Source organism: Selenomonas sp. CM52 (genome assembly GCF_000292955.1).
Classification (GTDB): Bacteria; Bacillota; Negativicutes; order Selenomonadales; family Selenomonadaceae; genus Selenomonas.
The window spans coordinates 12,454-38,566 of sequence record NZ_ALNM01000025.1; the positions used below are offsets into that span (position 1 = coordinate 12,454).

General features: G+C 56.7%; 29 protein-coding genes and 1 pseudogene. 2 read left to right on the forward strand and 28 right to left on the reverse strand.

Annotation, left to right across the window (positions count from 1 at the left end; genetic code table 11):
* Nucleotides 1-6: 6 nt before the first annotated feature.
* The 9 genes from HMPREF1153_RS05900 to HMPREF1153_RS13035 all read right to left on the reverse strand — a co-directional run bounded on the left by HMPREF1153_RS05900 (nt 7) and on the right by HMPREF1153_RS13035 (nt 7,850).
* Nucleotides 7-402, reverse strand: coding sequence for an Asp23/Gls24 family envelope stress response protein (locus tag HMPREF1153_RS05900; protein ID WP_009646031.1), 396 nt, complete (start codon nt 400-402; stop codon nt 7-9).
* A 102-nt stretch (nt 403-504) separates the two neighbouring features.
* The gene (gene efp / locus HMPREF1153_RS05905) at nt 505-1,062 is read right to left on the reverse strand and encodes an elongation factor P (protein ID WP_006192454.1); all 558 of its coding nucleotides are present in this window, start codon (nt 1,060-1,062) and stop codon (nt 505-507) included.
* Nucleotides 1,063-1,080: 18 nt separating this feature from the next.
* A complete protein-coding gene (locus HMPREF1153_RS05910) occupies nt 1,081-2,166 on the reverse strand; it encodes a M24 family metallopeptidase (protein ID WP_009646070.1) in 1,086 nt (361 codons plus the stop codon).
* The gene (gene aroQ, locus HMPREF1153_RS05915; RefSeq protein ID WP_037370067.1) at nt 2,163-2,621 is read right to left on the reverse strand and encodes a type II 3-dehydroquinate dehydratase; all 459 of its coding nucleotides are present in this window, start codon (nt 2,619-2,621) and stop codon (nt 2,163-2,165) included. Before aroQ ends, HMPREF1153_RS05910 begins: the two co-directional genes overlap by 4 nt.
* A gap of 28 nt (nt 2,622-2,649) precedes the next feature.
* Nucleotides 2,650-2,931 (reverse strand): acylphosphatase, encoded by a 282-nt coding sequence (locus tag HMPREF1153_RS05920; protein ID WP_037370034.1) that lies wholly within the window; start codon nt 2,929-2,931, stop codon nt 2,650-2,652.
* A gap of 5 nt (nt 2,932-2,936) precedes the next feature.
* Complete coding sequence (locus tag HMPREF1153_RS05925; protein WP_009646050.1) at nt 2,937-4,214, reverse strand: peptidase U32 family protein; 1,278 nt, start codon at nt 4,212-4,214, stop codon at nt 2,937-2,939.
* A complete protein-coding gene (gene mltG / locus HMPREF1153_RS05930) occupies nt 4,215-5,462 on the reverse strand; it encodes an endolytic transglycosylase MltG (protein WP_009646045.1) in 1,248 nt (415 codons plus the stop codon). It abuts the gene before it with no gap.
* 143 nt (nt 5,463-5,605) lie between these two features.
* A complete protein-coding gene (locus tag HMPREF1153_RS12900) occupies nt 5,606-6,559 on the reverse strand; it encodes a MuF-C-terminal domain-containing protein (RefSeq protein ID WP_009646058.1) in 954 nt (317 codons plus the stop codon).
* A gap of 478 nt (nt 6,560-7,037) precedes the next feature.
* Nucleotides 7,038-7,850 (reverse strand): hypothetical protein, encoded by an 813-nt coding sequence (locus HMPREF1153_RS13035; protein WP_232208221.1) that lies wholly within the window; start codon nt 7,848-7,850, stop codon nt 7,038-7,040.
* A gap of 693 nt (nt 7,851-8,543) precedes the next feature.
* Between HMPREF1153_RS13035 and HMPREF1153_RS05945 the strand changes: the two genes are divergently transcribed.
* Together HMPREF1153_RS05945 and HMPREF1153_RS13040 are read left to right on the forward strand one after the other, a co-directional pair.
* Complete coding sequence (locus tag HMPREF1153_RS05945; protein ID WP_232208223.1) at nt 8,544-8,912, forward strand: hypothetical protein; 369 nt, start codon at nt 8,544-8,546, stop codon at nt 8,910-8,912.
* Nucleotides 8,905-8,973: pseudogene (locus HMPREF1153_RS13040) on the forward strand (nucleotidyl transferase AbiEii/AbiGii toxin family protein); the annotation flags it as partial. The gene HMPREF1153_RS05945 and the pseudogene HMPREF1153_RS13040, both read left to right, overlap by 8 nt.
* Here the strand turns inward: HMPREF1153_RS13040 and HMPREF1153_RS13045 are convergent.
* From HMPREF1153_RS13045 to HMPREF1153_RS06035, 19 genes are all read right to left on the reverse strand, one after another.
* Nucleotides 8,948-9,124, reverse strand: a complete 177-nt coding sequence (locus tag HMPREF1153_RS13045; RefSeq protein ID WP_009646102.1) for a hypothetical protein — start codon at nt 9,122-9,124, stop codon at nt 8,948-8,950. The pseudogene HMPREF1153_RS13040 and the gene HMPREF1153_RS13045 overlap by 26 nt on opposite strands.
* Nucleotides 9,125-9,299: 175 nt before the next feature.
* Nucleotides 9,300-9,638, reverse strand: coding sequence for a DUF1292 domain-containing protein (locus tag HMPREF1153_RS05950; RefSeq protein ID WP_009646095.1), 339 nt, complete (start codon nt 9,636-9,638; stop codon nt 9,300-9,302).
* 10 nt (nt 9,639-9,648) lie between these two features.
* Nucleotides 9,649-10,098, reverse strand: coding sequence for a Holliday junction resolvase RuvX (gene ruvX / locus HMPREF1153_RS05955; protein ID WP_009646098.1), 450 nt, complete (start codon nt 10,096-10,098; stop codon nt 9,649-9,651).
* The gene (locus HMPREF1153_RS05960; RefSeq protein ID WP_006190529.1) at nt 10,095-10,358 is read right to left on the reverse strand and encodes an IreB family regulatory phosphoprotein; all 264 of its coding nucleotides are present in this window, start codon (nt 10,356-10,358) and stop codon (nt 10,095-10,097) included. Before HMPREF1153_RS05960 ends, ruvX begins: the two co-directional genes overlap by 4 nt.
* A gap of 42 nt (nt 10,359-10,400) precedes the next feature.
* Complete coding sequence (locus HMPREF1153_RS05965) at nt 10,401-11,435, reverse strand: aspartate-semialdehyde dehydrogenase (RefSeq protein ID WP_037370039.1); 1,035 nt, start codon at nt 11,433-11,435, stop codon at nt 10,401-10,403.
* 32 nt (nt 11,436-11,467) lie between these two features.
* Complete coding sequence (gene dapB / locus HMPREF1153_RS05970) at nt 11,468-12,259, reverse strand: 4-hydroxy-tetrahydrodipicolinate reductase (protein ID WP_037370041.1); 792 nt, start codon at nt 12,257-12,259, stop codon at nt 11,468-11,470.
* A 187-nt stretch (nt 12,260-12,446) separates the two neighbouring features.
* Complete coding sequence (gene gatB / locus HMPREF1153_RS05975; protein WP_009646100.1) at nt 12,447-13,886, reverse strand: Asp-tRNA(Asn)/Glu-tRNA(Gln) amidotransferase subunit GatB; 1,440 nt, start codon at nt 13,884-13,886, stop codon at nt 12,447-12,449.
* Nucleotides 13,883-15,355, reverse strand: a complete 1,473-nt coding sequence (gene gatA / locus HMPREF1153_RS05980; RefSeq protein WP_009646040.1) for an Asp-tRNA(Asn)/Glu-tRNA(Gln) amidotransferase subunit GatA — start codon at nt 15,353-15,355, stop codon at nt 13,883-13,885. The genes gatB and gatA overlap by 4 nt, the downstream gene beginning before the upstream one ends.
* Nucleotides 15,356-15,367: 12 nt before the next feature.
* Nucleotides 15,368-15,658 (reverse strand): Asp-tRNA(Asn)/Glu-tRNA(Gln) amidotransferase subunit GatC, encoded by a 291-nt coding sequence (gene gatC / locus HMPREF1153_RS05985; RefSeq protein ID WP_009646053.1) that lies wholly within the window; start codon nt 15,656-15,658, stop codon nt 15,368-15,370.
* Between the two features lie 187 nt (nt 15,659-15,845).
* Nucleotides 15,846-16,622, reverse strand: coding sequence for a tRNA pseudouridine(38-40) synthase TruA (gene truA, locus HMPREF1153_RS05990; RefSeq protein ID WP_009646048.1), 777 nt, complete (start codon nt 16,620-16,622; stop codon nt 15,846-15,848).
* The gene (locus tag HMPREF1153_RS05995) at nt 16,619-17,425 is read right to left on the reverse strand and encodes an energy-coupling factor transporter transmembrane component T family protein (protein ID WP_009646041.1); all 807 of its coding nucleotides are present in this window, start codon (nt 17,423-17,425) and stop codon (nt 16,619-16,621) included. The genes truA and HMPREF1153_RS05995 overlap by 4 nt, the downstream gene beginning before the upstream one ends.
* The gene (locus HMPREF1153_RS06000; protein WP_009646042.1) at nt 17,419-18,282 is read right to left on the reverse strand and encodes an energy-coupling factor transporter ATPase; all 864 of its coding nucleotides are present in this window, start codon (nt 18,280-18,282) and stop codon (nt 17,419-17,421) included. The genes HMPREF1153_RS05995 and HMPREF1153_RS06000 overlap by 7 nt, the downstream gene beginning before the upstream one ends.
* A complete protein-coding gene (locus HMPREF1153_RS06005) occupies nt 18,267-19,160 on the reverse strand; it encodes an energy-coupling factor transporter ATPase (RefSeq protein ID WP_009646094.1) in 894 nt (297 codons plus the stop codon). The genes HMPREF1153_RS06000 and HMPREF1153_RS06005 overlap by 16 nt, the downstream gene beginning before the upstream one ends.
* Before the next feature lie 235 nt (nt 19,161-19,395).
* Nucleotides 19,396-20,073 carry an ABC transporter ATP-binding protein gene (locus HMPREF1153_RS06010; RefSeq protein WP_009646035.1) on the reverse strand — a complete coding sequence of 226 codons (678 nt, stop codon included), beginning with the start codon at nt 20,071-20,073 and terminating at the stop codon, nt 19,396-19,398.
* Entirely contained in the window at nt 20,073-21,263 is a 1,191-nt protein-coding gene (locus tag HMPREF1153_RS06015; protein ID WP_009646044.1) for an ABC transporter permease, read from the reverse strand. Before HMPREF1153_RS06015 ends, HMPREF1153_RS06010 begins: the two co-directional genes overlap by 1 nt.
* Nucleotides 21,260-21,673: a DUF4418 family protein gene (locus tag HMPREF1153_RS06020; protein ID WP_009646104.1), complete on the reverse strand. Its 414-nt coding sequence runs from the start codon at nt 21,671-21,673 to the stop codon at nt 21,260-21,262. Before HMPREF1153_RS06020 ends, HMPREF1153_RS06015 begins: the two co-directional genes overlap by 4 nt.
* A gap of 167 nt (nt 21,674-21,840) precedes the next feature.
* Nucleotides 21,841-23,226 carry an HD-GYP domain-containing protein gene (locus HMPREF1153_RS06025; RefSeq protein WP_009646061.1) on the reverse strand — a complete coding sequence of 462 codons (1,386 nt, stop codon included), beginning with the start codon at nt 23,224-23,226 and terminating at the stop codon, nt 21,841-21,843.
* Nucleotides 23,227-23,322: 96 nt separating this feature from the next.
* A complete protein-coding gene (locus tag HMPREF1153_RS06030) occupies nt 23,323-24,495 on the reverse strand; it encodes an HD-GYP domain-containing protein (protein WP_009646012.1) in 1,173 nt (390 codons plus the stop codon).
* 232 nt (nt 24,496-24,727) lie between these two features.
* Nucleotides 24,728-26,044 carry an HD-GYP domain-containing protein gene (locus HMPREF1153_RS06035; protein ID WP_009646078.1) on the reverse strand — a complete coding sequence of 439 codons (1,317 nt, stop codon included), beginning with the start codon at nt 26,042-26,044 and terminating at the stop codon, nt 24,728-24,730.
* Nucleotides 26,045-26,113 lie beyond the last annotated feature (69 nt).

Below are 26,113 nucleotides of genomic sequence, written 5' to 3' on the forward strand. Positions count from 1 at the left end.
TCCTCCTCAGTGGACGCGCGCGTCCTCTTCCTCTGCTTCCTCAGCGAAACTCACGCCCTGCACATGGACGTTGACTTCGACGACGGTCAGCCCCGTCATGTTTTCGATCGCTTTCTTGACGTTTTCCTGCACAGCGATGGCTACATCGGGAACGCGTGCACCGTACTTCACGATCATGTAGAGATCGACCGCCGTCTCCTTCTCGCCGACCTCGACCTTCACGCCCTTCGTGAAACTCTTCTTGCCGAGCATTTCGGCGATGCCGCCGGCGATGCCGCCGCTCATGCCCGCGACGCCGTCAATCTCCGTCGCGGCGAGTCCCGCGATGATGCCCACGACCTCGTCGGCGATGCGGATCGAACCGATCGCACCCTTCTTGCTCATGCTGACTTCCTCTGCCATGGAAAATTCCTCCTTCAAAACACATTGCACACCGCCCGGTCGGGCGGCAGATGCAGAAAACACATCGTATGCCGCCTTATCAGCAGCAGATGCAAAAGAAAATCAGGCGCGCTCGATGTAATTACCCGTACGCGTGTCGATGCGCAGGACGTCGCCTTCATTGACGAAGAGAGGCACGCGCACGACGTAGCCCGTCTCGACTGTCGCCATCTTTGTCGCGCCCGTCGCCGTATTGCCCTTGACGCTCGGCTCACACTCCGTGACCTTGAGATTGACAGACGTCGGCAGCGTGATGCCAATGATACGATCCTTGAATGTCTGCAGATTGACTTCCATATTTTCCTGCAGGTAGTTCAGGGCGTCGCCGAGCTGATCCTTGCTCAGTTCCGTCTGTTCGTAGTTCTCCGTATCCATGAACGTATACATGCCATCGGCTTCATAGAGGTACTGCATCTTGCGCGTATCGAGACGCGCCGCAGGCATCTTTTCGTTCGGGTTGAACGTACGCTCGACGACGGCTCCCGTCTCGACGTTCTTGATCTTCGTGCGCACGAACGCCGCACCCTTGCCCGGCTTCACATGCTGAAACTCGACAACCTGCCAAACGCCGCCGTCAATCTCGATCGTGAGACCTGTACGAAAATCTGTGCTTGAAATCATTTGTAGCCCTCCAGTAACCTATCCTTGCGTTATCTCAATCAGGTGCTTTGCCGCCTTCGTCAGCGGCACGCCGCCCCGCTTCTCCAGAAGCACCGTATCCTCGATGCGCAGTCCTCCCCAGCCCGGCAGATAGACGCCCGGCTCCACAGTGACGACCGTACCTTCCGCGAGATGCTCCGCCCTGCTCTTCGGCGACAGGCGAGGCTCTTCGTGAATCTCCAGACCGACGCTGTGACCGAGTCCATGGCCGAAGTTCTCGCCATAGCCTTCCTGCGTGAGGAAATCGCGCACGATTCGGTCAGCCTCCTTGCCTGGGATGCCGACATAGAGACTCTTCACGCCGAGGATCTGCGCCTCAAGCACCGTGTGGTAAATTTCCCTGTGCTTTTCGGACGCTTCGCCCAAGACGACGGTGCGCGTGATATCGGAATGATACCCTTGGTAAACAGCACCATAATCCATTGTAACAAATTCGCCCGCAACAAGCAACTTTTCTGATGCAGTTCCATGCGGCAGGCTGCCGCGCACGCCCGATGCCACGATCGTCGTGAAGGCGGGACGTTCCGATCCATGCTCGCGCATGAACGCCTCCAGATGCGCGGCAACCGCACGCTCCGAGATGCCGGGACGCAGGAACTGCAGCACATCGTCGAACGCGTGGTCGCTGATCTCCACGGCTTTTTTCAGACAGGCAATCTCCTCGGCGTCCTTGACCTCGCGCAGCGGCTCAAGCGCAAGACTGATGAAATTTTCCTCCGGCCAGGAAGGCAAGAGCTTCCGAAATGCCTGGAACGTATCAAAGGCGACGTCTCTTCCCTCGAAGCCCAGCGAGCGGCAGCCAAGCTCCTGCACCGCTTTCGCCGCCTGCTGCCAAAGCCCCGCCTTCTGCTCGACAACCTCGAAAGCGGTTTCTGCCTTCGCCTGCTCCATATAGCGAAAATCCGTGAGCAGCAATTCGCGCTCCGCCGTGATGAGGAGAAGCGAATCGTCGCCCGTAAAGCCGCTGAAGTAGCGCAGGTTCACGACCTTGCTCACGAGCATCGCCTCGACGCCCTTCTCCTTCATGAGTGTGCGCAGACGCTCTACGCGCTTTTCCGTGCTCATCGCCTCGCCCCCTTCTCCTTCGCTTCGAGCTTCATCAAAGCGATTTCGAGCGCCCCCAGATAGCTCTCCGCACCGAATCCCGCAACCTGTCCCATGACGACGGGCGCGAGCACCGACGTATGGCGGAACTCCTCGCGCCGATGGATGTTCGACAGATGAATCTCGATGACGGGCACGGAAACGGCGGCGATCGCATCGCGCAGAGCAATGCTGTAGTGCGTGAAAGCGGCGGCGTTCAGCAAGATGAAGTCCGTACTGCCCTCGGCATTTTGCACGGCATCGACGAGCGCCCCCTCATGATTCGACTGAAAGAACTCGATTGCCGCGCCCGCTTTTGCCGCACGCTTCCGCAACACCTCGTTGATGTCTGCAAGCGTCGCAGCCCCGTAGATTTCCGGTTCGCGCTTTCCGAGAAGATTGAGATTCGGACCGTTTAGCACCAAAATTTTCGCCAAGATTTCTCCCCCCATCGTTTCCATCTTTTTAATAGCGAATCACAAAGTCCTGCTCATCCGCCGTTTCCCGCGCCTCCGTGACAAGACCGCTGACACGGATGTAGCCGTTGCCCTGCCAAATCCTGTTCCAAAGCGCCTCGACAGCCTCGGCTTGACCCTGCACCTCCATCGTGACGGAACCGTCCTCCATGTTGCGCACCCAGCCGCAAAGGCCAAGCTCCAGCGCATTCTGCTGCACGAAGAAGCGAAAGCCGACGCCCTGCACGCGCCCCTCGACTCTGGCAAAGAAGCGCACATTTTCCTTTTCCATCACATTCACCCTTTCTCCCTGCGGCGGCGCAGGATGGCATATTTCTCAACGGGCCGCTCCATGCGCAGATGCACGATCTGCTGCGCGTGAGCTGCCGTCAAAACAGGCTCGCCCGCATCGTCCCTCATCTCCATCAAGCGCTGGCAGAACGTCTCGCGCGTCGGCTGGAACACTTCGATCTCCTGTCCGACCTTCATATTGTTGCGCTGCTCGACCGTCGCCATGCGCGCCCTTTCATCGTAATGGCGCACGAGTCCGATGAAATCCGCCGTCTGCTCGTACGAAGCGCTCGCATAGATCTGGTCGCCCCCGTCGGGCACATGATCGAAGAAGCCGCTCGTGTAGATGCGGTGCGATACCTTCTGCAGCTCTTCGAGCCAAGAATCGCGCAGATGGAACATCCGCCCCTCATCATAGGCGGCGTCGATCGCCTCGCGGTAGACCTTTGTGACGCTCGCCGCATAGTGGACGCTCTTCATGCGCCCCTCGATCTTCAAGCTGTCGAGTCCCATGGCGCAAAGCTCAGGCAAAAAAGGCAAGAGGCACAAGTCCTTGGAATTCATGATGTAGGCGCCGCGCTCGTCCTCCTCAATGGGAAAGACCTCGCCGGGGCGACTCTCCTCCACAAGCCCGTAGCGCCAGCGGCATGCCTGCGCACACGCGCCGCGATTCGCATCACGCCCCGTGAGGTAGCTGCTCAGGAGGCAGCGCCCCGAATACGATATGCACATCGCGCCGTGCACGAACATCTCCAACTCAACCGTAGAATGCGCACGGATCGCGGCGATCTCGGCACGCGAAAGCTCGCGTGCAAGCACGACGCGCTCAGCGCCGAGTTTCTGCCAAGCGTCGACCGTTGCCCAATTCGTATTGTTCGCCTGCGTGCTGATATGAAGCGGCACAGAGGGAGCAAACTCACGCGCAAGCGAGAAGACGCCAAGGTCGGAGACGAGCAGTCCGTCGACATGAATCTCAGCGAGGAAGGAAAGGTACGGCGGAAGCCTCTCCAAATCCGCATTGTGCGCGAAGATATTGAGCGTCACATAGACCTTTCTGCCAAGCGCATGGGCAAAACGCACGCCTTCTTCCATCTCCGCCTCGCTGAAGTTGCCACCGAAAGCGCGCAGTCCGAAGCTCTTGCCGCCCAGATATACGGCATCCGCACCATAGATGAGCGCCATCTTGAGCTTCTCCAAGTTGCCCGCGGGGGAAAGAAGCTCCGGCTTTTTCATGCACCCATCGCCTGCGCGGCAAGACGGATCACGATTTTCCGTCAAATTCATCTAGCGCACCTTCTGCACGATGGCGTCGTGCTCCTCGTATGTATGGGAATAATAGTTATGCCCCTCCCTGTCCGCGACGAAATAGAGGTAGTCTGTCTTCGCCGGCCAGAGCACAGCCTCGATGGACGCCGTGCCGGGATTGGCGACGGGGCCGGGCGGCAGGCCTCGGTGCTGGTAGGTGTTGTACGGCGAATCCATCTCCGTGTCCTTGAGCGTCACATCCTCCTTCGGTGCATCGAGCAGGTACTGCAGTGTCGCATCTGATTGCAGCGGCATGCCGATGGCGAGCCGCTTCAAGAGAACCTGCGCGATGATTGCGCGGTCTTCCTCGTAGCGCGCCTCCTTCTCCACGAGCGAAGCGAGAATGATCAGCTCATAGATGCTCAGGTTTTCCTCCTTCGCACGCTCGCGCATCTTTCGCGTGAGCCGCTGATCGAAATCGCGCGACATCATCGAGAGGATGCCGTCAACCGTGATGTCGCCGTCGACCTCATACGTATCGGGGAAGAGAAAACCCTCGGCATAGTAGCGCGTCTTATCGTTCTTTTCTATATAATCGTAGGGCGCATAATGCTTCGCCGCCTTCAGGAATTCCTCCTTCTTCACGATGCCCTTCGCGTCGAGGCGCTTGGCGATATCCTCGACGGTGAAGCCCTCGGGAATCGTGAAGCGCACCTGCACCGTCTGTCCTTCGACCAAAGCCTGCAGCACATCGCGCGGCTCCATGTTCGTATGGAGCGCATACGTGCCAACCTTGAAAGCACCGTCCGCGCCGTTCATCTTCGCCGTCAGCCAGAACTTGAAGCGGCTGCGTATGACGCCGCGCTTTTCGAGCATTCCTGCCACATCATCAGCGCTCATGCCTGTGCGAACCGTGACATAGACGTCCCTCTGCTCCTCTGAGACAGGCGTCGCCGGCGAAAGAGCGTAAGAAAAGAGCCCGAGCAGCAAGAAAAAAAGAAGCGCAGGCGGCAAAATGTACTTTTTCATATATCCCGTCCAATCTTCCGGCGGAAAGCGGCGCAATTCCTCGAAGGAAAGACTCTTCGCCCACGAGAGGACTATTTCCTGCACCCACACCACACATATGAGGAAAAGCGCCAGAGCCTTGCCAAGATATGCCAAAGCCGCAGTTCCGAGACTCTTTCCCGCCTTATCTTTCTCAGGTGAATCAGAAAGCATCCCCTTGAAGCGCTCGACCCATGGCGCAAGAAAATCCGGCAGCCGCAAAAAAACATCCCCTTCCATTCTATTTCCAATCCCATTATACGCAATACCCGTGAAAATTACAACAGGCATAGAAAAAGGGCTCTTTGTCAAGAGTTACGGTGAAAATTTTTTCAAAATAGTTTATGCGATTTTGGATCAGCGAGCTTGGCGGGCTTTGTTGTTCAGCAGGAATATGATGCGGCGACTTGATTTCCTGCGGTCATTTTAGCTTCCTCCTTGTTGACTGCTTTGATGGAATCCGTTACCATAGGTTCATAAGAGGCAGTTCCTCTCAGCTGTAGGTGGCTTTTGTCAGCAGGCTGGATTTGAAGGGAACTGTTTTTTTCATTGGCGGCTTCACGAGCCGCAGCGGCCTTGTATTCTTCTTCTTTTTGCAGTTTGAACTTGACAAGATCTTCTTCGGTCTTTATACTAGAACCAAAGAGGTCAAAGAACCTTTTACCCTCCATGGGCAATTGAAGCCTGGCGGACTGGTAAAAGTTCTTGGCCTTTCTTTTATTTACATACAGCGTGCTCCCTCCCATTACGTTATTGATATACCATACATGATCTGTACTTCTTGTCCTCCCGCTTCCATAACCGCGCCCATAGATCGATGTGATAATATGTGTTTTTTCCCTGCCTTTTACGGCTTCCAATTCCAAGGGAACAATTATATCCACCCCTTGATTATCCTTTAAGTCAAGAGCTAAAACTATGCAATTGGAGACGGTATGAGACTTGAAGATCATCATTGGCTCTGCCATCGCCGCAGGTATCTTTTTTAATATTTCTTCTGACATGTCCTTATGCTTTACTTGAATGTGTTCTAGGCACGAAATTATTGCTCTGAGGAATAATTTTTGATATAATGCGACGTAGTTAAAGCATCGACGAGCACAATCCCCACACCTCGCGCGGAGGTAGTGCGCTTGGCTCGATCGGTGCTTTTTCGTGTTGACAAACTCCTCTTCTTCGGCTATCCTACTAGCTAAGGAAGCTGTTCGTTTGCTCTTCCAGGGGGAATTGGACCCCGGCGGATGTGAGAAACTGAGCAGCTTTTTCTTTATGACCTTCTTGTTGACTTTTCCTATAAACTTTGCTATCGTAGCCCTGTAAAGGAGCGTTCCTCTCATTTGCGGATAGCATTATCAGGTGGCTGGGATAGATAGGAACGCCTCTTTCGTCAAAACATCTAAGAATTGCCTCCGTCAAGGGAATTGCCCCTTTCCGATCGCACTCCTTGGATGCTTTTTATATGTCGGATGTTCCATTGACAAAAGCCCTTTCTGTCCTTATACTTTGCATTAAGAAGTCTGCTGTTTTCATCTGCCATGGGGAATTGGACCCCGGCGGGGGATGAAAACGGCAGCTTTTTATTATATCGATATTGACAAAATCCCTTTTCGTCTTTATACTTTGCATTAAGAGGTTTGCTGTTTTCGGCTGCCAGGGGGAATTGGACCCCGGCGGGAGCTGAAAACGGCAGCTTTTTTATTGGTCGATATTGACGAAAGCCGCTTGTATCTTTATACTTTGCTTATGAGGCAGCTCGTTTCTTTCCCGAGGGAGAATTGCACTCCGGCGGATCGAGAGAAACGGGCAGCTTTTTCTTTATCTGCCGCGTCCTGCATCTTCGATCGCGCGTTCGCGTGCGGCAAATTCCATCGCCCACGGCGTATCTTCGTATTCTTTTGCCGCGCCCTCGTACCAGCTCGCCCAGGCGTCGACCTTGGCAAGGTCTTCGGCAGTCTCTTCATCGAAAGGCGCGAGACGCGCGAGATCGTCGTAAAAGATATGCTCTATCTCATGCAGAAAGGTGCTTTCGTCGGCTGCTTCAAAGAGGCTGAAGAGACAGCTGCCTTCTTGCAGCACGGAGAACTGTCCTTGAATCTGTCCTCGGAATTCTTGATGTTGCTGATAGTAAGTTTTCCCGTCGGCGTCCTTGACACCGGCGAGCATTTCGCGTATAGTAATGGTATCAGAGGAAGCGTTGTCTGGCCTCCCAGCAGGTGAAATCCCTGTTGAGGTAGCAGCGCTTCCTCCTTTGTTTGTATGTACATCTTCAAGAAGCACATCATACACGTTTACATCTGCTGGCATCAAAGTGATGACGCCTTCCTGTTCTTCCGCAACGATTCGGATTGTCTTTAGTTCTGTTCCTATGTGCACGGGTACATAAAATCTATGGATATGCGCGACCAGTACTGTGCCGTGAAAGGCTTCCCTGTCGCGCGTGATACGCGCTCTGCCCATGTCGCGGCGTGAGCGGCGAGAAACGCTGCACCGACCTTGCAGCGCTCTTCGCCCTCGCATTGCCGCCTTGCAGCGCCTTCTCGACTTCTTTGTAACGCGGCTGCCGTCTTTGCCGAGCAGTTCTTTCAGTTCTTCCGTCATCTGCTGTCCCGCTTTTTCTCTCTGTATCATTCTTATAGTAGAAATTTTCTGCGGCTTCCTTGACACTGGCGAAAATCTCGCGTATAGTGGTGGCAATAGAAGAGTTATCTGGCTCCACAAGGGGTAAACTCCCCGCTGGGGCGTTAGCTCTTCTTTTTTGTCTCTGATTATGTCACGTCTGCTGATAGCAAGACTTCCCGTCGGCAGCCTTGACGCGGATGAATATTTCTCGTATACTACTCGTAGAAAGTCTTCCCGCCGTCCCTATCACAGGTGAAATTCCTGCTAGGGGGCGAGAGGTCTTTCTTTTTTTTCTGCACCGTGCCATGCCTGTTGATAGCCAAGAGTTCCCGTCGATATTCTTAACACTGACGAGTATTTCGCGTATATTGACGGTAGTGGGAGCGTGCTACTGCATGTTTATGCTAACCCTGTAAGGGTAGGCATCGCGCGGGATCACGTTCTTTCAGTTCCTCTGTCATCTGCTTCCCTCCCTTTCTCTCTTCCTCTATTGTAAATGCTTGCAGTATTTAAATACTGCACACTTTCCGACGGCTGTGAATTTTTTCACGAGACTTTGTTAAAGGGCGAATTTTCCTGTATACTGGGAGTGAACCAGGTGCTATGACGGAAAGGAGCATTGTCATGAAATACATATCGGGGCTTCATGCGCTCAACATTCCGTGCCGTTTGGAAACGAGCGGCGATTGGCATACGCTGTCTTTGTCATGGGAAAACATTCCTTTATGGAATACGGAGAAATCGCCGTTTGGCACGGAAGGGATCGAACAGCATCACAGCCTTATGGGCAAAAAAGGGATTTTCTACATTGCAAACCACATCCGAGCCTGCCTTGATCTGCTCTTGGCAGGAGATTTTTCCAATTTACAAGGCATGCGCCGCGATTATATCTGCACGGATATTTATGACGCAGATATTTTTGCCGCAGTTTGGAAACTGCGCGAGACAGCACACTGGACAGACATCGACCGATTCATGGAAAAGGAGTATCGAATGAAGTGGATTCTTTTCAGAAAGGAGCAAGAGGCGAATGAATACCGCACAAATGCGTCATATAGAAATCATGCGTAATTTCTTGACAGAACTCAACAAGGAAACCGATACGTTCATCTTGAAAGGCGGAACGAGCCTTCTTCTTGCTTATGGACTGGATCGTTTTTCCGAGGCGCTGGACAAGCGTACTTCTTCTTGGGCGAATGAAAGATCACTTCCTCCGCCGTGCGCTTCTCAATGCGGGCATCAGGAAGATTGTCGACATACACAATAAACTCCTCCGGCATCATAAAATACCTTCTTTCCGTCAAGCTAAAAAAGATGTTACGTTGATACAAAATGTATCTTCGTAACATCTTTTTTTAGGTTATGTTACTTAGACACAAAATGTATCCCCATAACGTATAGAATAGAACCAGAAAAAGCCGACGCCTCATGAGCGTCGGCACTTCCTCGCATGAATCGTCAGTCTTCCTCTTCGTCATCCATCAGCGCATCATAAGCACGCTGCACGGCGTCAAATTCCTCGTCCGTAGGCTCGACGTATTCCTCTTCGCCATCATCGCCCATGACGACCTTGGCGATGAGGACGTCCTCATCGTGCTCGCCGCAGCCGCAACCGCAGCTGTGCGCATGCTCCTCTTCCTCTTCCTCGTCATGGATGCCGATGAGCAGCGCGAATTTGTCATCGCCGACAGGGATGATCATTTCCTCGCGGTAATAGTAGCTATTTCCCTCTTCGTCCGTCATCTCGACAATGACGTCCGCATCCTCGTCCAGAATTTCTTTTTCCTTGTCCGACATATCTTTTTCCTCATTTCTCTTCTGGGACTGCGCCGACGCACATCCCCAGATTGTCCAAATATCCCTGCAAGATGAACACGGCCGCCATCTTGTCTATGACCTTGCGCCGCTTGGCGCGGCTCACGTCGGCCGCGATCAGCGAGCGCTCCGCCGCCACGGTCGAAAGCCGCTCGTCCCAAAAGACGACCTGGCTGCCTTTGAACTTCTTCTGCAGCCTCTGCGCGAAGTCGCGCACGATGTCGCAGCGCTCGCCCTGCGTGCCGTTCATGTTCTTCGGCAAGCCGACGATGAAGGTGTCCGTCTCGTAAATCTCCATCAGTTCCTTGAGACGCGCAAAATCCTTATCCCACGACTTGCGCCGAATCGTCTCGACGCCCTGCGCCGTGAGACCGAGCGCATCGCTTGCAGCGACGCCGATCGTACGGTCGCCGACGTCGAGCGCAAGAACTCGCTTCTTCACGCCTTCTTCTCCCGATGCGCCTCGATATAGAAATGCACGAGTTCTTCCAAAAGCTCGTCGCGCTCCAGTTTTCGCACCTTGCTGCGCGCTTCCTTGTAGCTCGTCACATAGGCAGGATCGCCGGAAAGAAGGTATCCGACAAGCTGGTTGATCGGATTGTAGCCCTTTTCTTCCATCGCTTCGCAGGCTTCGCGAATGATGACCTCAGCCTTATTCTCTTCCGCGCCGAAGCGGAACATCATCGTTTCATCGCTGACCATCTCTTGCTGTCCCTCCCATCGGAAATGCTCGCATCTGCATCTTCAGCCGATCATCTCATGCTCGATCATGTACTCGGCGATCTGCAGCGCATTGAGCGCCGCGCCCTTGCGGATCTGGTCGCCGCAGACCCAGAGGTTCAGTCCGTGCTCGACCGATTCATCGAGACGGATGCGCCCGACCTCGACGTCGTCCTTGCCCGAGGTGAAGAGCGGCATCGGGTAAGCCTGCTCGTCGGGATCGTCGTTTAGGGCAGCACCGGGGAAGGCGGCGATCGCCTTTCGCGCTGCCTCGACGCTGACCGCTTCCGCAAATTCGATGTTGACCGACTCCGCATGGCTGCGGTAGACAGGCACACGAACCGTCGTCGCCGTCACGCGCAAGTCAGGCTCAGAAAGAATCTTGCGCGTCTCGTCGATCATCTTCATTTCTTCCTTCGTGTAGAGATTTTCCTTGAAGATGTCAATCTGCGGAATCAGGTTGAAAGCAATCTGATAGTGCTTCTTGAGCGATGCGCCCGGCAAGATCTCCGCCTTCACGGGCTTCTTCGCTACGATGGCCTCGACCTGCTCCTCAAGCTCCGCCATCGCCTCCTTGCCGCCGCCCGAAACGGCCTGATACGTCGAGACGACGACGCGCTTGATGAGCGCGAGATTGCGAAGCGGCTTCAGCGCCATGACCATGATGATCGTCGAGCAATTCGGATTCGCGATGATGCCCTTGTGCTCCTTCAAAGCCTCGGGATTGACCTCGGGCACGACGAGCGGCACATCCTTGTCCATGCGGAACGTGCTCGAATTGTCAATGGCAACAGCGCCCGCCTTCACAGCGGCAGGTGCAAATGTCTTGCTCGCGCCGCCGCCCGCAAAGAGCGCGATGTCAATGCCCTCGAAGGAATCCTCGCGCGTCTCCTCTACCGTGTATTCCTTGCCCATGAAGGCGATCTTCTTGCCCGCCGAGCGCGAGGACGCAAGCAAGCGAAGCTCTGCAAATGGGAACTTGCGCTCCTCGATGAGGTTCAGAAATTCCTGCCCCACGGCGCCCGTCGCGCCCATGATTGCCACATTATATTTCTTCATGCTGCCATCTCCTGTAATTTTTCCTGCCGACATCAATCGAGCAGCTTCTCCAAGCCGACGACGAGACCCGCAAGATCCCTGACCTTCTTGCAAGCGAGCACAACGCCCGGCATGAACGACTCGCGGTTGATGGAGTCATGGCGGATCGTCAGTGTCTGACCGAGACCGCCGAAGATGACCTCCTGATGCGCAACGAAGCCGGGCAGACGCACGCTGTGAATCCTCATGCCGTCGACCTCAGCGCCGCGTGCGCCCGGAAGCTTCTCCTTCTCATCGGGATGCCCCTGCCGCACGGACGCACGCGCCTCCTTGATCAGTTCCGCCGTCTGCAAGGCCGTGCCCGACGGCGCATCAAGCTTGTTGTCATGGTGCAGCTCGATGATCTCGACGTGCGGCATATACTTCGCCGCCTGCTGGCTCATGAGCATCATGAGGACTGCGCCGATGGCGAAGTTCGGTGCAAGAAAGACCGGCGTCTTCTTCTCCAACGACAGCGCTTCGAGCTGCGCCTTTTCGTCCGCCGTCATGCCCGTCGTGCCGATGACGGGCGAGACCCCATGCTGCACGGCGAGCATCGCGTTGGAAAACACGACGTCCGGCCGCGTGAAATCCACCATGACGTCCGGCTTTGCCTCTAAGAGCGCCTGCGCGAGATCCGTCGCCACCGTCACGCCGCATTTGCCGCAGCCCGCGATCTCTCCCGCATCCCCGCCGCCATGCACGTCGACAGCAGCGACGAGGGAAAGCTCCGCATCCGCGAGCACTGCCTTGACGACAGCCTGTCCCATGCGGCCGCAAGCTCCGCTGACCAACACCTTTACCAAGATATGCGCCCCCTTCAAGCAAGCCTTGCGAAGAAAACGCGCAAGACCAATGTGCATCTATTGTATATGAAGCAGATGGAAAAAGTCAATGTATTTTCTTATTGTCGTATGCCTGTGGGAAATTTAGGTAAAAAAGGGCAGTGCATGAGTCAGATCCGACTCATGCACTGCCCCTTCAAACACTTTATCAGCTCAGCTTATCTGCGAGCAGCTGGTTGACCATCTGCGGATTCGCCTTGCCCTTCGACTGCTTCATAACCTGGCCGACGAGAGCGCCGAGCGCCTTTTTGTTGCCGCTCTTGTAGTCGGCGACAGGCTTTGGATTGGCGGCGATGACGGCGTCGACGATCGCCTCGATCGCCTTCGTATCCGTGATCTGCACGAGGCCCTTGTCCTCGACGATTTTCTCGGGCGCATCGCTCGACGTCCACATCTCAGCGAAAACCTTTTTGGCAATCTTCGACGAGATCGTGCCCTTTTCGATGAGCGCAAGCATCTGCGCGAGGCGCGAGGCTTCAACCGGCGATTCCTCGATCGTCTTGCCCTCGGCATTGAGGTTCTTCGCGAGGTCTCCCATGATCCAGTTCGCCGCGCTCTTCGCATCGGCGCCGCCCGCAAGGCAGGCCTCGAAGTATTCCGCCATCGCCCGCGACGCCGTGATGATGCCCGCATCGTAAGCCGACAGGCCAAACTCCTTCATGTAGCGTTCGCGGCGTGCATCGGGCAGCTCGGGCAAACCCTTGCGATACGCCTCGATCTCTTCTTCCGTGGTCACGATGGGTACGAGATCCGGTTCCGGCATGTAGCGATAGTCATGCGCCTCTTCCTTCGAGCGCATGGACTTCGTGACGCCGCGCTCAGGATCCCATGTGCGCGTTTCCTGCACGATATGACCGCCGTCTTCGAGGATTTCCTCCTGGCGCTCAATCTCGTAGGAAAGAGCGTCCTCAACCGCCTTGAAGGAATTGATGTTCTTCATCTCCGCCTTCGTGCCAAGCGTCTTCTCTCCTGCGGGACGAAGCGAGATATTGAGGTCGGCGCGCAGATTTCCCTCTTCCATGCGGCAGTTGGAAACGTCGATGTATTCGAGGATCGACTTGATTTTCTCCATGTAGGCGCGCGCTTCCTCGGGCGTCGACATGTCCGGCTCGGAAACGATCTCGATGAGAGGCACGCCCGTGCGGTTGTAATCGACGTTCGATGTCAAAGAGTCCGTAATCGTAGCGCCCGAATGGACAAGCTTGCCCGCATCCTCTTCCATGTGGATGCGCAGGATACGGATGCGCTTCATGCCATTCTCCGTCTCAATATCGACATAACCATGCTCAGCAATCGGCAGATCGTACTGCGAGGTCTGGAAGTTCTTCGGCAAATCGGGATAATAGTAGTTCTTTCGGTCGAATTTGCTGTACTTGTTGATCGTGCAGTTGAGTGCAAGACCCGCTTTGATGGCGAACTCGACAACGCGCTTGTTAAGCACGGGCAGGACGCCGGGCAGCCCCAGGCAAACGGGGCAGACATGCGTATTCTGCTCGGCGCCGAACTTCGTGGCGCAGCCGCAGAAAATCTTCGTATTCGTCTTGAGCTCACTGTGAATCTCAAGACCGATGACTGCTTCGTAATTCATGCCTTCACCTCCCCGATCTCCGCCCTATCCTTATGGAAGGAATGTGCCTGCTCATAAGCGTAGGCGGCGCGCAGAATCGTTTCCTCCGCCAGAGCCTTGCCGATGATCTGCAGGCCGATGGGCATGCCCTTCGCCGAGTAGCCGCAGGGCACGGAAATGCCTGGCAGACCTGCGAGGTTCAAAGGCACGGTGCAGATATCCTGCAGATACATCTTCAGCGGGTCGGAAACCATCTCGCCGATCTTGAAGGCCGGCGTCGGCGCTGTCGGTGCCATGATGACATCGACCTTTTTGAAGGCGTCGGTGAAATCCTGCTGCACGAGCGTACGCACCTTCAGCGCCTTGAGATAGTACGCATCATAATAGCCCGCCGAAAGCGCGTAGTTGCCGATCATGATACGGCGCTTGACCTCCTCGCCGAACTTCTCGCTGCGCGTCTTCGTCATCATCTCAACGATGTCCGCGCCATCGACGCGTGCACCGTAGCTCACACCGTCGTAACGCTCAAGGTTCGTCGCGGCTTCCGCCGGCGCAATGAGGTAATAGGTCGAAATCGCATAATCCGTATGCGGCAGAGTGATTTCCGTGACCTCAGCGCCCATCACCTCAAAATCCGCAATCGCCTTGCGAATCGCTTTTTCTACGTCAGCGTCCATGCCCTTGACGAAGTATTCCTTCGGCAGACCGATCTTCAAGCCCTTCACGTCCTCGGTCAGTGCCTTCGTATAATCGGGCACGGGCGCGGTGCTGGAGGTCGAATCCATCACATCGTGTCCGGCGATGACATTCAGCACATGCGCACAATCCATCACATCGCGCGTCACGGGGCCGATCTGGTCGAGCGACGACGCATAGGCGACGAGACCATAGCGCGAGACGCGGCCATACGTTGGCTTCATGCCGACGACGCCGCAGAACGACGCTGGCTGGCGAATCGAGCCGCCCGTATCGGAACCGAGCGCCCAGACCGCCGTACCTGAAGCGACCGCCGCCGCGCTGCCGCCCGAACTGCCGCCGGGCACGCAGTCGAGATTCCACGGATTGTGCGTCTTCTGATAAGCGGAATTCTCTGTCGAACCGCCCATCGCGAACTCATCCATGTTGAGTTTTCCTAAGATGACAGGATGCTCTGAGGCAATCTTTTCCATGACCGTAGCATCGTAGGGAGGTACGAAATTCTCCAAAATCTTAGAAGCGCACGTCGTCTTGACGCCTTTCGTGCAGATGTTATCCTTGATCGCGCCGGGGATGCCCTCCAAAAAGGCGATCCGCTCGCCGCGCGCAATCTTCTCATCAGCGCTTGCCGCCTGCAAGAGCGCCGTCTCACGCGTCTGCGTCAAATACGCCCCGACTTCGCCCTCGACCTCATCCATACGTGCGAGCACGTCTTTCGTCAGTTCGGTCGAGGAGATTTCTTTCCTTTGCAGCAGATCATGAAGCTCATGCGCCGCCTTGTCGTAAAGTTTCACCTAGGTTCCTCCTCAGCCTTCCAGAATCTTCGGCACTTTGAAATAGCCGTCGTCCGCCAAAGGCGCGTTGGAAAGCGCCGCCTCTCGTGCGAGCGAAGGCTTCACCTCGTCGGCACGAAAGACATTCTGCATCGGCAGGGCATACGTCGTCGGCTGAACCTCTGCCGTATCGACACCGTCAAGGTTCTCGACATACTGCAAAAAGGCGTCGAGCTGCCCAAGATACTTTTCCCTCTCCTCCTCTGCAATCGAGAGGCGCGACAGGACAGCGACATCCGCCAAATCCTTCTCCGTGACTTTCATCTTCTCACCATCCATATAATGACTGTTGTTACACGCTGTCTGCTATGAATCCTAAAAAATCGAGCCGAAGGCTAAACCTATCGGCCGTTTTTATGGCAGGGAAGTGTATAATATTCAAAAAGCAGACATCGTGCACTCGATTCATTATAACACATCCGCGCCTTTCTGGGGAATAAATCCTTCGTATTCAATACACGACGCTTTCCAAAAACAAGCCGCGTGCAGGCGCAGTCGCCGAGGCACGCTTTCGCTCGCGGCTCGCGAGAATCGCAGCGAAGTCCGCCCGCGTGCGCCGCCCCCTGCCAACATCGACGAGCGTGCCGACGATGTTGCGCGCCATGTGGTAGAGGAAGCCGTTCGCATGGAAGCGAAACTCAATCCTCTCGCCCTCGATGCGTCTGCCCTCGGCGCTGTACATCGTGCGCACGGGCAGCATCGGCGCACCGCCTGCGGCACGAAACGCCGAAAAGTCGTGCGTGCCGAGGAGCAGCGCCGCCGCCTCGTTCATCGCTGCAAGGTCGAGCGGCGTGCCAACGTACCAAGCGTAGCGCTCGCTGAACGGGTTCGGCGTACCGCCCTCCTGTATGCGATAGATATACGACTTGCTCTTCGCGCTGTGACGTGCGGAGAAGTCACGCCCTTCTTCCCGCGCCGCCTTGACGACGATATCGGGCGGCAGGACGCTGTTCATCGCACGCACGATGCGCTCTGTCGGGATGCGCCCGTCCGTAAAGAAGTTCACGACCTGCCCCATGGCGTGAACACCCGCATCAGTGCGTCCTGCCGCCGCCAGTTCGATCGCATCGCCGAAGACGAGCGCAAGCTTTTCCTCCAGGACGTTCTGCACGGCGCGGATCGGCGGACTCTGACGCTGGAAGCCGTGGTACGCCGTGCCGTCGTAGGCGACGGTCAAACAGATGTTGCGCGCGCGCGCCTTCATCCTTTCCTTATGCTCGCGCTTCATGCGATCCCGCCGAACTTCAAGGCGGCGAGCGCCGCGAAAAAGAGTGCGCCGAAAGCGTAGGCGACATAGTCGATGGAGCTGATGCGCAACGCCTTCATCTGCGTGCGTCCGACGCCGCCGCGATAGCAGCGCGCCTCCATCGCCAGCGCGAGGTCGTCGGCGCGGCGAAACGCCGAGATAAAGAGCGGCACGAGCACGGGCACGAACCCCTTGACGCGCTCGATGACGCTTCCCTCCGTGAGGTCTGCGCCACGCGCCTGCTGCGCCTTCATGATCTTGTCAGCCTCCTCGATCAAGGTCGGCACGAAACGCAGCGCGATCGTCATCATCATGGCGATCTCGTGCGCGGGTACACCGACGCGCTTCGCGGGCTGCATGAGGGTTTCCAAGGCATCGGTCAGGGCGAGCGGCGAGGTCGTATACGTGAGGAGCGCGGACAAGAGAATCAGAAGCGCCAGCCTGAGCGCGATGAAGAAGCCCTTCGCCGTGCCCTGCCAAGTGAGGTCGAAGAGCCACACATGGAAAAAGGCGTCGCCCGGCGTGCTCACGAGGTGGATGACGAACGTAAAGGCGATGATCCACGAGAGCGGCTTCAGCGCCTTGAGCATCAAGAGGAACGGCACGCGGCTGACAGCGATCAGCGCCGCCGTGAACGCCGTCAGCGCCGCATAAGCGAGCGGCGAGTCAAAGACGAAGACCGCCGCGAGGAAGAAGAACAAGAGGACGATCTTCGTGCGCGGATCGAGGCGGTGCAGGAGCGAATCGCCCGGGAAGAACTGCCCGAGCGTGATGTCCTTCAGCATAGTCTTCGCCTCCTCAGAGCCTCTTTGATGCGCGCTGCGCCATCCGCCGTGTCGAAGGCGGCGGGATTGAGGTCGAGTCCCTTCTCGCGCAGCTCTTCCAGAAGCTCGACGAGATGCGGCGCACGAAGCCCCGCCTCCGCCAGCCTTTCCTTGGCGAAAAAGACTTCGCGCGGCGCACCTTCGAGCGTCGCGCCACCCGCGTGCATGACGATGAGGCGGTCGGCATAGCGCGCGATGTCGTCCATATTGTGCGAGACGAGCACGATGGTCACGCCGTCGTGCTCGTGCAATTCGGCGAGACGCGCGAGGAGCGCGGCGCTCGCACGCGGGTCAAGCCCCGCCGTCGGCTCATCAAGCACGAGATAGCGCGGCTTGAGCGCCAAGATGCCCGCAATCGCCGCACGCCTCCTTTGCCCTCCGGACAGAGCGAACGGCGACCGCGCCCCAAACTCGGAGACAGGAAGCCCCACGAAGTCCAGCGCCGCCCTCACGCGCTCCTCGACCTCCTGCGCGGAAAGCCCGAGACGCATGGGGCCGAACGCGACATCCTTTTCCACCGTCTCCTCGAAGAGCTGATGCTCGGGGTACTGGAAGACCATGCCGACGCTGCGCTTCGCCTTCTTCGCCTCCGCGCCCTTCTTGCCGATGTCCGTGCCGTCGACGAGAACCGTGCCGCTGTCGGGCTGCAGAAGGCCGTTGAGATGCTGCACGAGCGTCGATTTTCCCGATCCCGTATGCCCGGCGAGCGCCGTGAAGCTGCCCGCCTCGATCGTCAGCGAGACGTCCGAAAGAGCCTTGCGCTCAAACGGCGTGCCGCGCATGTATGTGTAGTCGATATTTTTCAGCACGATGGACAAAGCGCACTCACCAATTCCCTATCCGTCAAGAGATCCTGCGGCAGCGATATGCCGTCCGCGCGAAGGAGCGCCGCCAGCTCGACGGCGAGCGGCACGTCGAGGCCACGCGCCTTCATGCCCGAGACGTCCTGAAACACCTCGCGCGGCGTTCCCTCCGCCGCGATGCGCCCCTCCTCCATGACGATGACGCGGTCGGCGGCCGCCGCCTCCTCCATGAAGTGTGTGATATAAATGACGGTGATGCCCCTCTCGCGATGAAGCCGCTGCACCGTCTGCAAGACCTCCTGCCTGCCCAAAGGATCGAGCATCGCCGTCGGCTCGTCGAGCACGAGGCAGCGCGTCCGCATCGCCAACGCGCCCGCAATCGCCACGCGCTGCTTCTGCCCGCCCGAGAGGAGGTGCGGCGCTGCCGTGCGATAGCGCTCCATGCCGACGGCAGCGAGCGCGTCTCTCACGCGCACGCGGATTTCCGCCGGCTCTATGCCGAGGTTTTCCGGCCCGAAGGCGACGTCGTCCTCAACGACAGCGGCGATGATCTGATTGTCGGGATTCTGGAACACCATGCTCACGAGCTGGCGGATGCGCCAGAGCTCCTGCGTCTCCTTCGTATCCAGCCCCGCGACCGTACATCGACCCTCGGTCGGCAGGAGGAGCGCATTGAAGTGACGCGCCAGCGTCGACTTACCCGAACCGTTCGTGCCGAGGACGGCGAGGAACTCGCCGTCGGCGATGGACAAGGAGATGTCGGAAAGCGCCCGATAAGCATCCTCTTCCCCCGCATGGAATACATGCGAAAGATGTTCGGCACGAATGAACTCCGCCACGCTTCTTGCCCCCCTGTCATGCACGGACGAAAAACTGCCGCGCCCTTCTCCCATCTGCTACAAATCACGCTGTCAAGGAATCACTGATAAATTCAGCCACCCATCTTCACACATCTGCACTGTCCTCTCGTCGTCGACAAATCCTCGACGTAGCACCGCTACGCCTGTGGTTTGTCTCCTCGACAGATACAGCGCATCTGTGCAAATCTGGGCGACCTCATTTTATCAGCGCTTCCTCAACAAAACACCCCCATTATACCCGATTTCAATCGTCAACACAAATGAAATTTCAGGATAACAATTCTAACTTGCCCGCCTCCATACGATAGAGGCGATCAGCGTAGTCCGCCGCCTCGCGCTCATGCGTCACGAGAAGGACTGCCTTGCCGTGCGCCGCCTCTTCGCGCAGCAGCGTGAGGACGAGGCGCGTATTCTCGTCGTCAAGATCGCCCGTCGGCTCGTCGAGCAGCAGGACGGCGCTGTCGCGCACCAAGGCGCGAGCCAGCGTCAGGCGGCGCAGCTCGCCGCCCGAAAGCTCCGTCGGATCGGCGCACCTGAGATGCGCGATGCCGAGCCGCTCCATGAGCTGCTCGGCACGCGGCTTCGCCTCTCGCGCCTCGCCGTAGAGCAAGCACGGCAGCAGCACGTTCTCCTGCACCGTCAAGCTGGAGAGCGCCATGAGCGTCTGCGGCGCGAGGCCGATCTGCCGATTGCGCAGCCGGGCAAGCTCCGCCTCTTCCAGTCGGTAGATGTCCGTATCACCCAGGAGCACGCGTCCCGTGCCCGGCTCCATGAGGCCTGCCAGCATTTTCAAAAGCGTGCTCTTGCCGCTGCCCGAGCGTCCCGTGATGGCGATCAAGGCACCCGCACGCAGCGAGAAGTCCGTTTCCTCGACCGCCATGAAGAAGCCCTGCGGCGCACTCGGCCGCAGGAAATCCCGGCTGATTTTTTCTGCACGAAGTTCCATCACATATCCTCCCGCAGCGTCACATCCATGCGCCGCACCGTCCAAAGCGCCGCGAGCGCGGCGGAAAGAACAGCGGCGCAAAAAGCCCCTGCCGCCAAAAGAGCGATGCACGAAGCGTCGGGCAGAAGGTAGGGCCGCGCAAAACTGTCCTTCAAGAGTGCGGTAAAAGGCAGCAGCACGAAAGCGCCCGCAAGGACACCGCCCGCCGCGCCAAGAGAGGACACGATGAGGGCTTCGGCGAGGACGATTCGCGCGAGTACGCCTCTCCTTGCGCCGCTGATGAGGAGCACGGCGAACTCCCCGCGTCTCTCCGCGAACACCAGTCGAAAGGCGAGCGCCAGAAGCCCGATGCACAGAAGCCAGACCACGAAGAGCAGGACGCCGACCGTCCCCGTGACGCCGCCCAGTCCCGCCTCCACGCTCCGAACCATGCCGTGTGCGGGCCGCGCCGCGAGATCGGGATAGGCAGCGGAAATCGCCTGCGCCACGGCCTCAGGGCTGAAGTCGGGCGAGGTCTTGACGAGCACGGCGGAAATCGCCTGCTCGGGATCGACACCCTGAAACGATGCGAAATCCAAATCCGCCGCATTCTTCATCATGGCGCGGATCGTCTCTATATTCGCGTAGACCGCCGTATCCATGCCCGTTCCCGTCGGGCTCAGGCGACCGACGACGCGGCACGGCACATTGTAAAACTTCAGCCGCCTGTCTGCGGGCACGGAGATGCCGCTGCCGCAGAGGATGTCACCATAGCCGACGTCTCCCGCATAGCTCTCCAAAAGCCACGGCCGGATCGTGAAGTCCGTCGCCGGATCGAAGCCGATCAGCTGCACCGCTACAGAGCAGCAGCCGGCATTTGCCGACGTCAGGAAGAACTGCGGTGCGGCGCGTTCGACGCCGGGCAAGGACGCGATTTCTGCAAGGCGCGAGGCTTCCATGTAGAACTGAAGCGGCTTTCCCTGCACGAGCACGCCTTCCAGGCCGCCGTCCGCCTGCGCCGCCTTGGGCAGAACGAGAATGTCTGCGCCCAGACGCTCCTGAAAGCGATTCAGGCCGTTCTGCAAACTCAAGACGACGAGCGAACCGCCGAAGAGCGCCAAAGCGAGCAGCGCCGCCACCAGCCCCAGCGCGGCGGTGCGCGAAGGATTCCTGCGGCAGTTCCGCACGGCAAGAAAGCGTGCGAAGCTCATCGGTCATCCCCCTTCCGATAGCAGTAAACATCCAAGCAGGCGAGCAAGATCAACACGACGGAAATCGCCCTGGCCGCAGGCTGCATCACCGTATGGCAGCGCATCGTCTCCATCATGCAGAGATCGATCATTGTTCCCGGCAGGAGGAAAGCCAACGCCGCTGCAGGAATCATCGCCAGAGCCAGCCCCATCTTGATTTGGGCGCGCGGAATCAAAGCGTGCAGCAAAGAGATGACGAAGAGCACAGCGGCAACACCCGTGAGCGCCTCACCCGCCCAGTGGCACACCATCCACTTGCCGTCTGCCTGCTGAGCGCAAGGCGCAAGGAACGTGCGCATACCGACAAGAAACGCACCGCTTGCGAGCAAGAGCAGGATGTCGGTGATCTTAAACCTCCGCTTCTTCTCCAAACAAAACTCTCCTTCCTTCTTTTGCCAAACATTTTTCCCATCATAGCAAAATAGATAATTATTTTCAAGTATATATTCCCTTAGTACACCATGTTTCTACAAAAAAACTCCCGAACGGAACTATCCTTCCGTTCGGGAACGCTCCCCATAGAGCCGTATTATCATCTTTACATGCCGCCTGCTGCTGTTTTCTCTGCAGATTTCGCCTTTTTTTCCGCCTCGGAACTGGACAGAAGATATTCGACCTTGATGTTTGGCATCGTATTGAGGTCGATGAACTGTCCCTCAGACGTCTGCACGACCGGCAGGGCGTTCATGCGCGAGCCGTCGATATAGACGATCTTCGCCACCTCACCATTGGAAAGCTTGACCCAATTGCCGTTAAGGGTGCTGGAAAAGTTGCGGATGAAGACGATGCCGTACTCCGCATCCAGACGTCCCGCAATACACTCGTCTGAAATAACAGAAAAGACCTCGAACGGAGAACGTCGTTTCGCATAATAGCGGCGCGATGCCATCGCGTCGTAGGTGTCTAAGATGGCGAGAATACGTGCAAACTTGCAAATTCCATCCTTCTTCATTCTCTGCGGATAGCCCGAACCGTCATTTCGTTCATGATGCTGCAATACGGCCTCTACGACCTGCTTATCAAGTTGCAACGAGGAACGAGAAACAATGTCATAACCTAAGCGAGCATGCTTCTGCATAAGACGGCGCTCTTCCGGCGTATAAAGTGCGATCTTCCTGAGAAAATTCGGTGCGAACGAGGTATAGCCAATATCCATGAGAAACGCCGCCAAGATCAGTCGCTGCCTTTCCTGCGCCGACATCTTGAGCCATTGCGCCATGAGTCCGGCGAGAACCGCGACGCGCATCGTATGATGCAGCTGGTATTCGCCGATCGTCTCCATATTGTAAATATGCGTGACCGCCTTCGCACTCGAAGAAAGCGGCGCAAAATTGCGCGAGATCGCCTCCGCCTCCGCCGTGTTGATGCGGCCGTTGGAACGTACTGAGCTGAAAAATCCCTGTAGCTCCTCGAAGCACGCTTCATACTTCTCAAGATACGCTGCTTCAAGCACTGAAGTCTCGCGCAGCACGACACCTGACTTGGATGTAGGCCGATGATCTTCTTCCTCAGGCACAGGAGCCATCTTCTCGTGATACGCCTCTTCTGGGACTTCAGCCTGCACTTCCTTCTTCGCCTTTGCCGCCCTCTGAGCTGCCCGCTCCTCGACCGCTGCCAAAGCCTTTTTCTTTGCTTCTTCTGCAGACGCAAGCACCGCCATCGCCGCTTGCGTCTGCTCGCTCGACACCTTTGAGGCAGCGTCCAGCTCTTTCTTCACCTGTGGCGACTCGGCAACTTCGGCAGACTCATCTGCATCGGGCAGCAAAATGCGGACGAAGACTATCCCCCGCTGCTCGAGATATTCGATTCGCTGCTCATCGAGCACCGTCCCTTCGCCCAAGAGGACGGACATATCCTCAGCATATACCGTTCGCCCAATGACCATACCTGTTTTCAACTGGTCAACAGGATACTTCTTCAACATCCACTTGCACTCCCTTGCAGATCGCTGCAAATTGCGGAAGAATTTATTCTCATGCAAAAATTCCTCGGCAAATCTTCAAAGCAACAACAATAAATCTTATGCCTCCTGTACTTCATTACTCGTAAGCAAGGACACAATCTTGATATTGCCGTTCGTGTTGAGATCAAGGAACTCCCCTTCCATTGTCTGAATGACCGGCAATGCGTCAAGGCGCGATTCATCGATATAGACAATCTTGCCCACACCTCCATCACTAAGCCTGACCCAACAGCCATTCAAGGCTTGTCCGATATGGCGGATGAACGAAACGCCATACTCCGTATCCAGGCGACCTTTCAAGATGTCATCAGCAAGAATTTTAAATACATCAAAAGGCGATCGCTTTCTCTTATAAACGCGGTTAGAAGCCATCGCGTCAAAGATATCCACGATAGCAAGGATGCGGGCAAAGCCGCAGATCTGTTCCTTCTTCAGTCTTGACGGATAGCCCGATCCATCGTTTCTCTCATGATGCTGCAGTACAGCGCCGACAATCTGCTCATCCGTCCCGAGCGCAGACCGGGCAAGAAGTTCCTGCCCTAAGCGCACATGCTTCTGCATGAGCCTGCGCTCCGCATCGCTGTAATAGCCCTGGATCTCAAGGAATTCCGCCGCGATGCGCGTCGTACCAATGTCCAAGAGAAAGGCCGCCATAATGAGACGGTCCCTCTCCGACGCACGCAGTTTGAGGAATTGCCCCATAAGTCCCGCAAGAATGGCAATGTGCATGCTATGGTGGAGGCGATAATCCTCTTCCGTCTCCATATTGTAAATCTGCACGATCGCCTTTGCACTTTCACACAGCGGCAAAAACTTCCGAGTCAACAACCGAGCAGTCTCCACATCAATGCGTGAGGTCGTCCTCGTGGCAGCATAGAACTTCTTCAGCAAGGCAAAAACCTCGTCATATTGCCGCACATAGGAATCATCCTGAAGTCGCTCCTTCTTCGGCGCAACCTTCACAGGCATCTTCTCATCTGCCTCGGCAGGAATCTCGCCTCGTTCCTCATCCTCCCCGAGCGACGGCGGATTTGGCGCTGAGATCGCTTCCTCCTCGTCCTCCGCCTGAATATACACGGAAAAGATGTCGTGATCGGCAAGGGAATCGAGCATCTTGGACGTGAGCACCGTTCCTTCGCCCAAAAGGACCGTCATATCGTCCTTGTATACATCCCGTCCAAGAATCATGCCTTCCCGCAGGCGGCCAATAGAACACTTCTTCAACATCATCCTGCACCCTTCCATGGCGAAACAGCCGGGTACGTCACCGAAACGTCCATGCCCGATGGTATCCGACTGCTTTTCTTTCTCCGCCCAAAAATTCCTACAATCGTCGCATTCGATTATATCATAATTCCTTCTTGAATGCTACTGTTTTCGGCAGATAGCAACGCGCGGGAAGATAGCAACGCGCGGGAAGATAGCAACGCGCGGGAAGATAGCAACGCGAGCGGGAAACTTATCAATGTGTCATCTCTTCGCTCGCGAGCATGGACTCTATGCGTATGCTGCTCAGCGTATTGAGGTCGACAAAGGCGCCGTCCATCGTCTGCACGATTGGCAATGCATCGAGCCGCGATTCATCGATGTAGACGATCTTTCCCGTCTCGCCGTTCGTGAGTTTGACCCAGTTGCCGTTCAATGAATTGCAGACGTGGCGGATGAACGGCAGGCCATAAGCCGCATCGAGATGGTTTGCGACAAATTCATCGGACAACGCCGAAAAGACGTCGAAGGGCGACCGCCTCTTGGCGTAGGAGCGTCTCGAAGTCATCGCATCGTAACTGTCGAGAATGGCAAGGATGCGTGCAAAGTCGCAGATCTGCTCCTTCTTTACGGCATCCGGATAGCCCGAGCCGTCGTTTCGTTCATGATGCTGCAGCACCGCTCCCGCAATCTGCGCATCTGAAGCGAATGCCGAGTTCATGACGAGCGCATGACCGAGGCGCGTGTGCTTCTGCATGAGCATGCGGTCCTCCTTCGTATAGCCGCCCACCTTTTTAAGAAACCCCGGTGCTATGCGTGTGGAGCCAATATCAAGAAGGAGAGCCGCCATGACGAGACGCAGCCGATCACGCTGCATCATCTTTAGCCATTGCCCCATGAGGCCTGCGAGAATGGCGACGCGCACGCTGTGATGAAGCGAGTAATCGCCCTTCACCCCCACATTGTAAATGTGCGTCATCGCCTTGGCGCTTGAGCAAAGCGGCAGAACCTGCTGTGCGAGGATCTCCACCGCCGCCTTGTCGATGTGCCCGCTCGTGCGCGTCGTTTCGTAAAGCATCGAGAGATTGAGACAAAGATCCTTGTACTGGCTCACATAAGCGGACTCAAGAGGAGAGTCCTTCTGCGGGGCAATCCCCGTCTGCACGACAGAACGGGCAGCCCTCCGACGAATCACAGGTTTCACGGCAACGGTGTCCGCCACCTCTCGCATGAATTCCGCCAAGGAGGCGTCCTTGTCGAGCGAGGAGGTTTCAGGCATGATGTTCAGCGTAGGCAAGAGAGCGTTCTCGGACTTTGCCCGCGAGCCACCCAAGGCCGCCGCCACATCCGCCAGAGCGATTTTCACATCGTCAACCTGATGCGCAGGAGGCACAGGCGCAATATCGTCACGTACATGAACGAAGTATACGTCGCGGCTTTCCAGCAAAGAAATCATCTGACGATCAAGAACCGTCCCCTCCGACAAAATGACCGTCATATCCTCTTCATAAATACCTCTGCCAATAACCATTCCTTCCTGCAACTGACTTACTGGATACTTTTTCAGCTTCACGATAAATTCATCCCTTCTTCGCACCTCACTAGTTTGTTTGTCCTATTATAACATCACATAGGACTAACC

Bases quoted from the DNA above. Each gene is read 5' to 3' on its own strand.
- HMPREF1153_RS05900 (WP_009646031.1), bottom strand. From the start codon at position 402: ATGGCAGAGGAAGTCAGCATGAGCAAGAAGGGTGCGATCGGTTCGATC.
- efp (WP_006192454.1), bottom strand. From the start codon at position 1,062: ATGATTTCAAGCACAGATTTTCGTACAGGTCTCACGATCGAGATTGAC.
- HMPREF1153_RS05910 (WP_009646070.1), bottom strand. From the start codon at position 2,166: ATGAGCACGGAAAAGCGCGTAGAGCGTCTGCGCACACTCATGAAGGAG.
- HMPREF1153_RS05920 (WP_037370034.1), bottom strand. From the start codon at position 2,931: ATGGAAAAGGAAAATGTGCGCTTCTTTGCCAGAGTCGAGGGGCGCGTG.
- HMPREF1153_RS05925 (WP_009646050.1), bottom strand. From the start codon at position 4,214: ATGAATTTGACGGAAAATCGTGATCCGTCTTGCCGCGCAGGCGATGGG.
- mltG (WP_009646045.1), bottom strand. From the start codon at position 5,462: ATGGAAGGGGATGTTTTTTTGCGGCTGCCGGATTTTCTTGCGCCATGG.
- HMPREF1153_RS12900 (WP_009646058.1), bottom strand. From the start codon at position 6,559: ATGAGAGGAACGCTCCTTTACAGGGCTACGATAGCAAAGTTTATAGGA.
- HMPREF1153_RS13035 (WP_232208221.1), bottom strand. From the start codon at position 7,850: ATGATACAGAGAGAAAAAGCGGGACAGCAGATGACGGAAGAACTGAAA.
- HMPREF1153_RS13045 (WP_009646102.1), bottom strand. From the start codon at position 9,124: ATGATGCCGGAGGAGTTTATTGTGTATGTCGACAATCTTCCTGATGCC.
- HMPREF1153_RS05950 (WP_009646095.1), bottom strand. From the start codon at position 9,638: ATGTCGGACAAGGAAAAAGAAATTCTGGACGAGGATGCGGACGTCATT.
- HMPREF1153_RS05960 (WP_006190529.1), bottom strand. From the start codon at position 10,358: ATGGTCAGCGATGAAACGATGATGTTCCGCTTCGGCGCGGAAGAGAAT.
- HMPREF1153_RS05965 (WP_037370039.1), bottom strand. From the start codon at position 11,435: ATGAAGAAATATAATGTGGCAATCATGGGCGCGACGGGCGCCGTGGGG.
- gatB (WP_009646100.1), bottom strand. From the start codon at position 13,886: ATGAATTACGAAGCAGTCATCGGTCTTGAGATTCACAGTGAGCTCAAG.
- gatC (WP_009646053.1), bottom strand. From the start codon at position 15,658: ATGAAAGTCACGGAGAAGGATTTGGCGGATGTCGCTGTCCTGTCGCGC.
- truA (WP_009646048.1), bottom strand. From the start codon at position 16,622: ATGAAGCGCGAGCATAAGGAAAGGATGAAGGCGCGCGCGCGCAACATC.
- HMPREF1153_RS05995 (WP_009646041.1), bottom strand. From the start codon at position 17,425: ATGCTGAAGGACATCACGCTCGGGCAGTTCTTCCCGGGCGATTCGCTC.
- HMPREF1153_RS06005 (WP_009646094.1), bottom strand. From the start codon at position 19,160: ATGGGAGAAGGGCGCGGCAGTTTTTCGTCCGTGCATGACAGGGGGGCA.
- HMPREF1153_RS06010 (WP_009646035.1), bottom strand. From the start codon at position 20,073: ATGGAACTTCGTGCAGAAAAAATCAGCCGGGATTTCCTGCGGCCGAGT.
- HMPREF1153_RS06015 (WP_009646044.1), bottom strand. From the start codon at position 21,263: ATGAGCTTCGCACGCTTTCTTGCCGTGCGGAACTGCCGCAGGAATCCT.
- HMPREF1153_RS06025 (WP_009646061.1), bottom strand. From the start codon at position 23,226: ATGTTGAAGAAGTATCCTGTTGACCAGTTGAAAACAGGTATGGTCATT.
- HMPREF1153_RS06030 (WP_009646012.1), bottom strand. From the start codon at position 24,495: ATGATGTTGAAGAAGTGTTCTATTGGCCGCCTGCGGGAAGGCATGATT.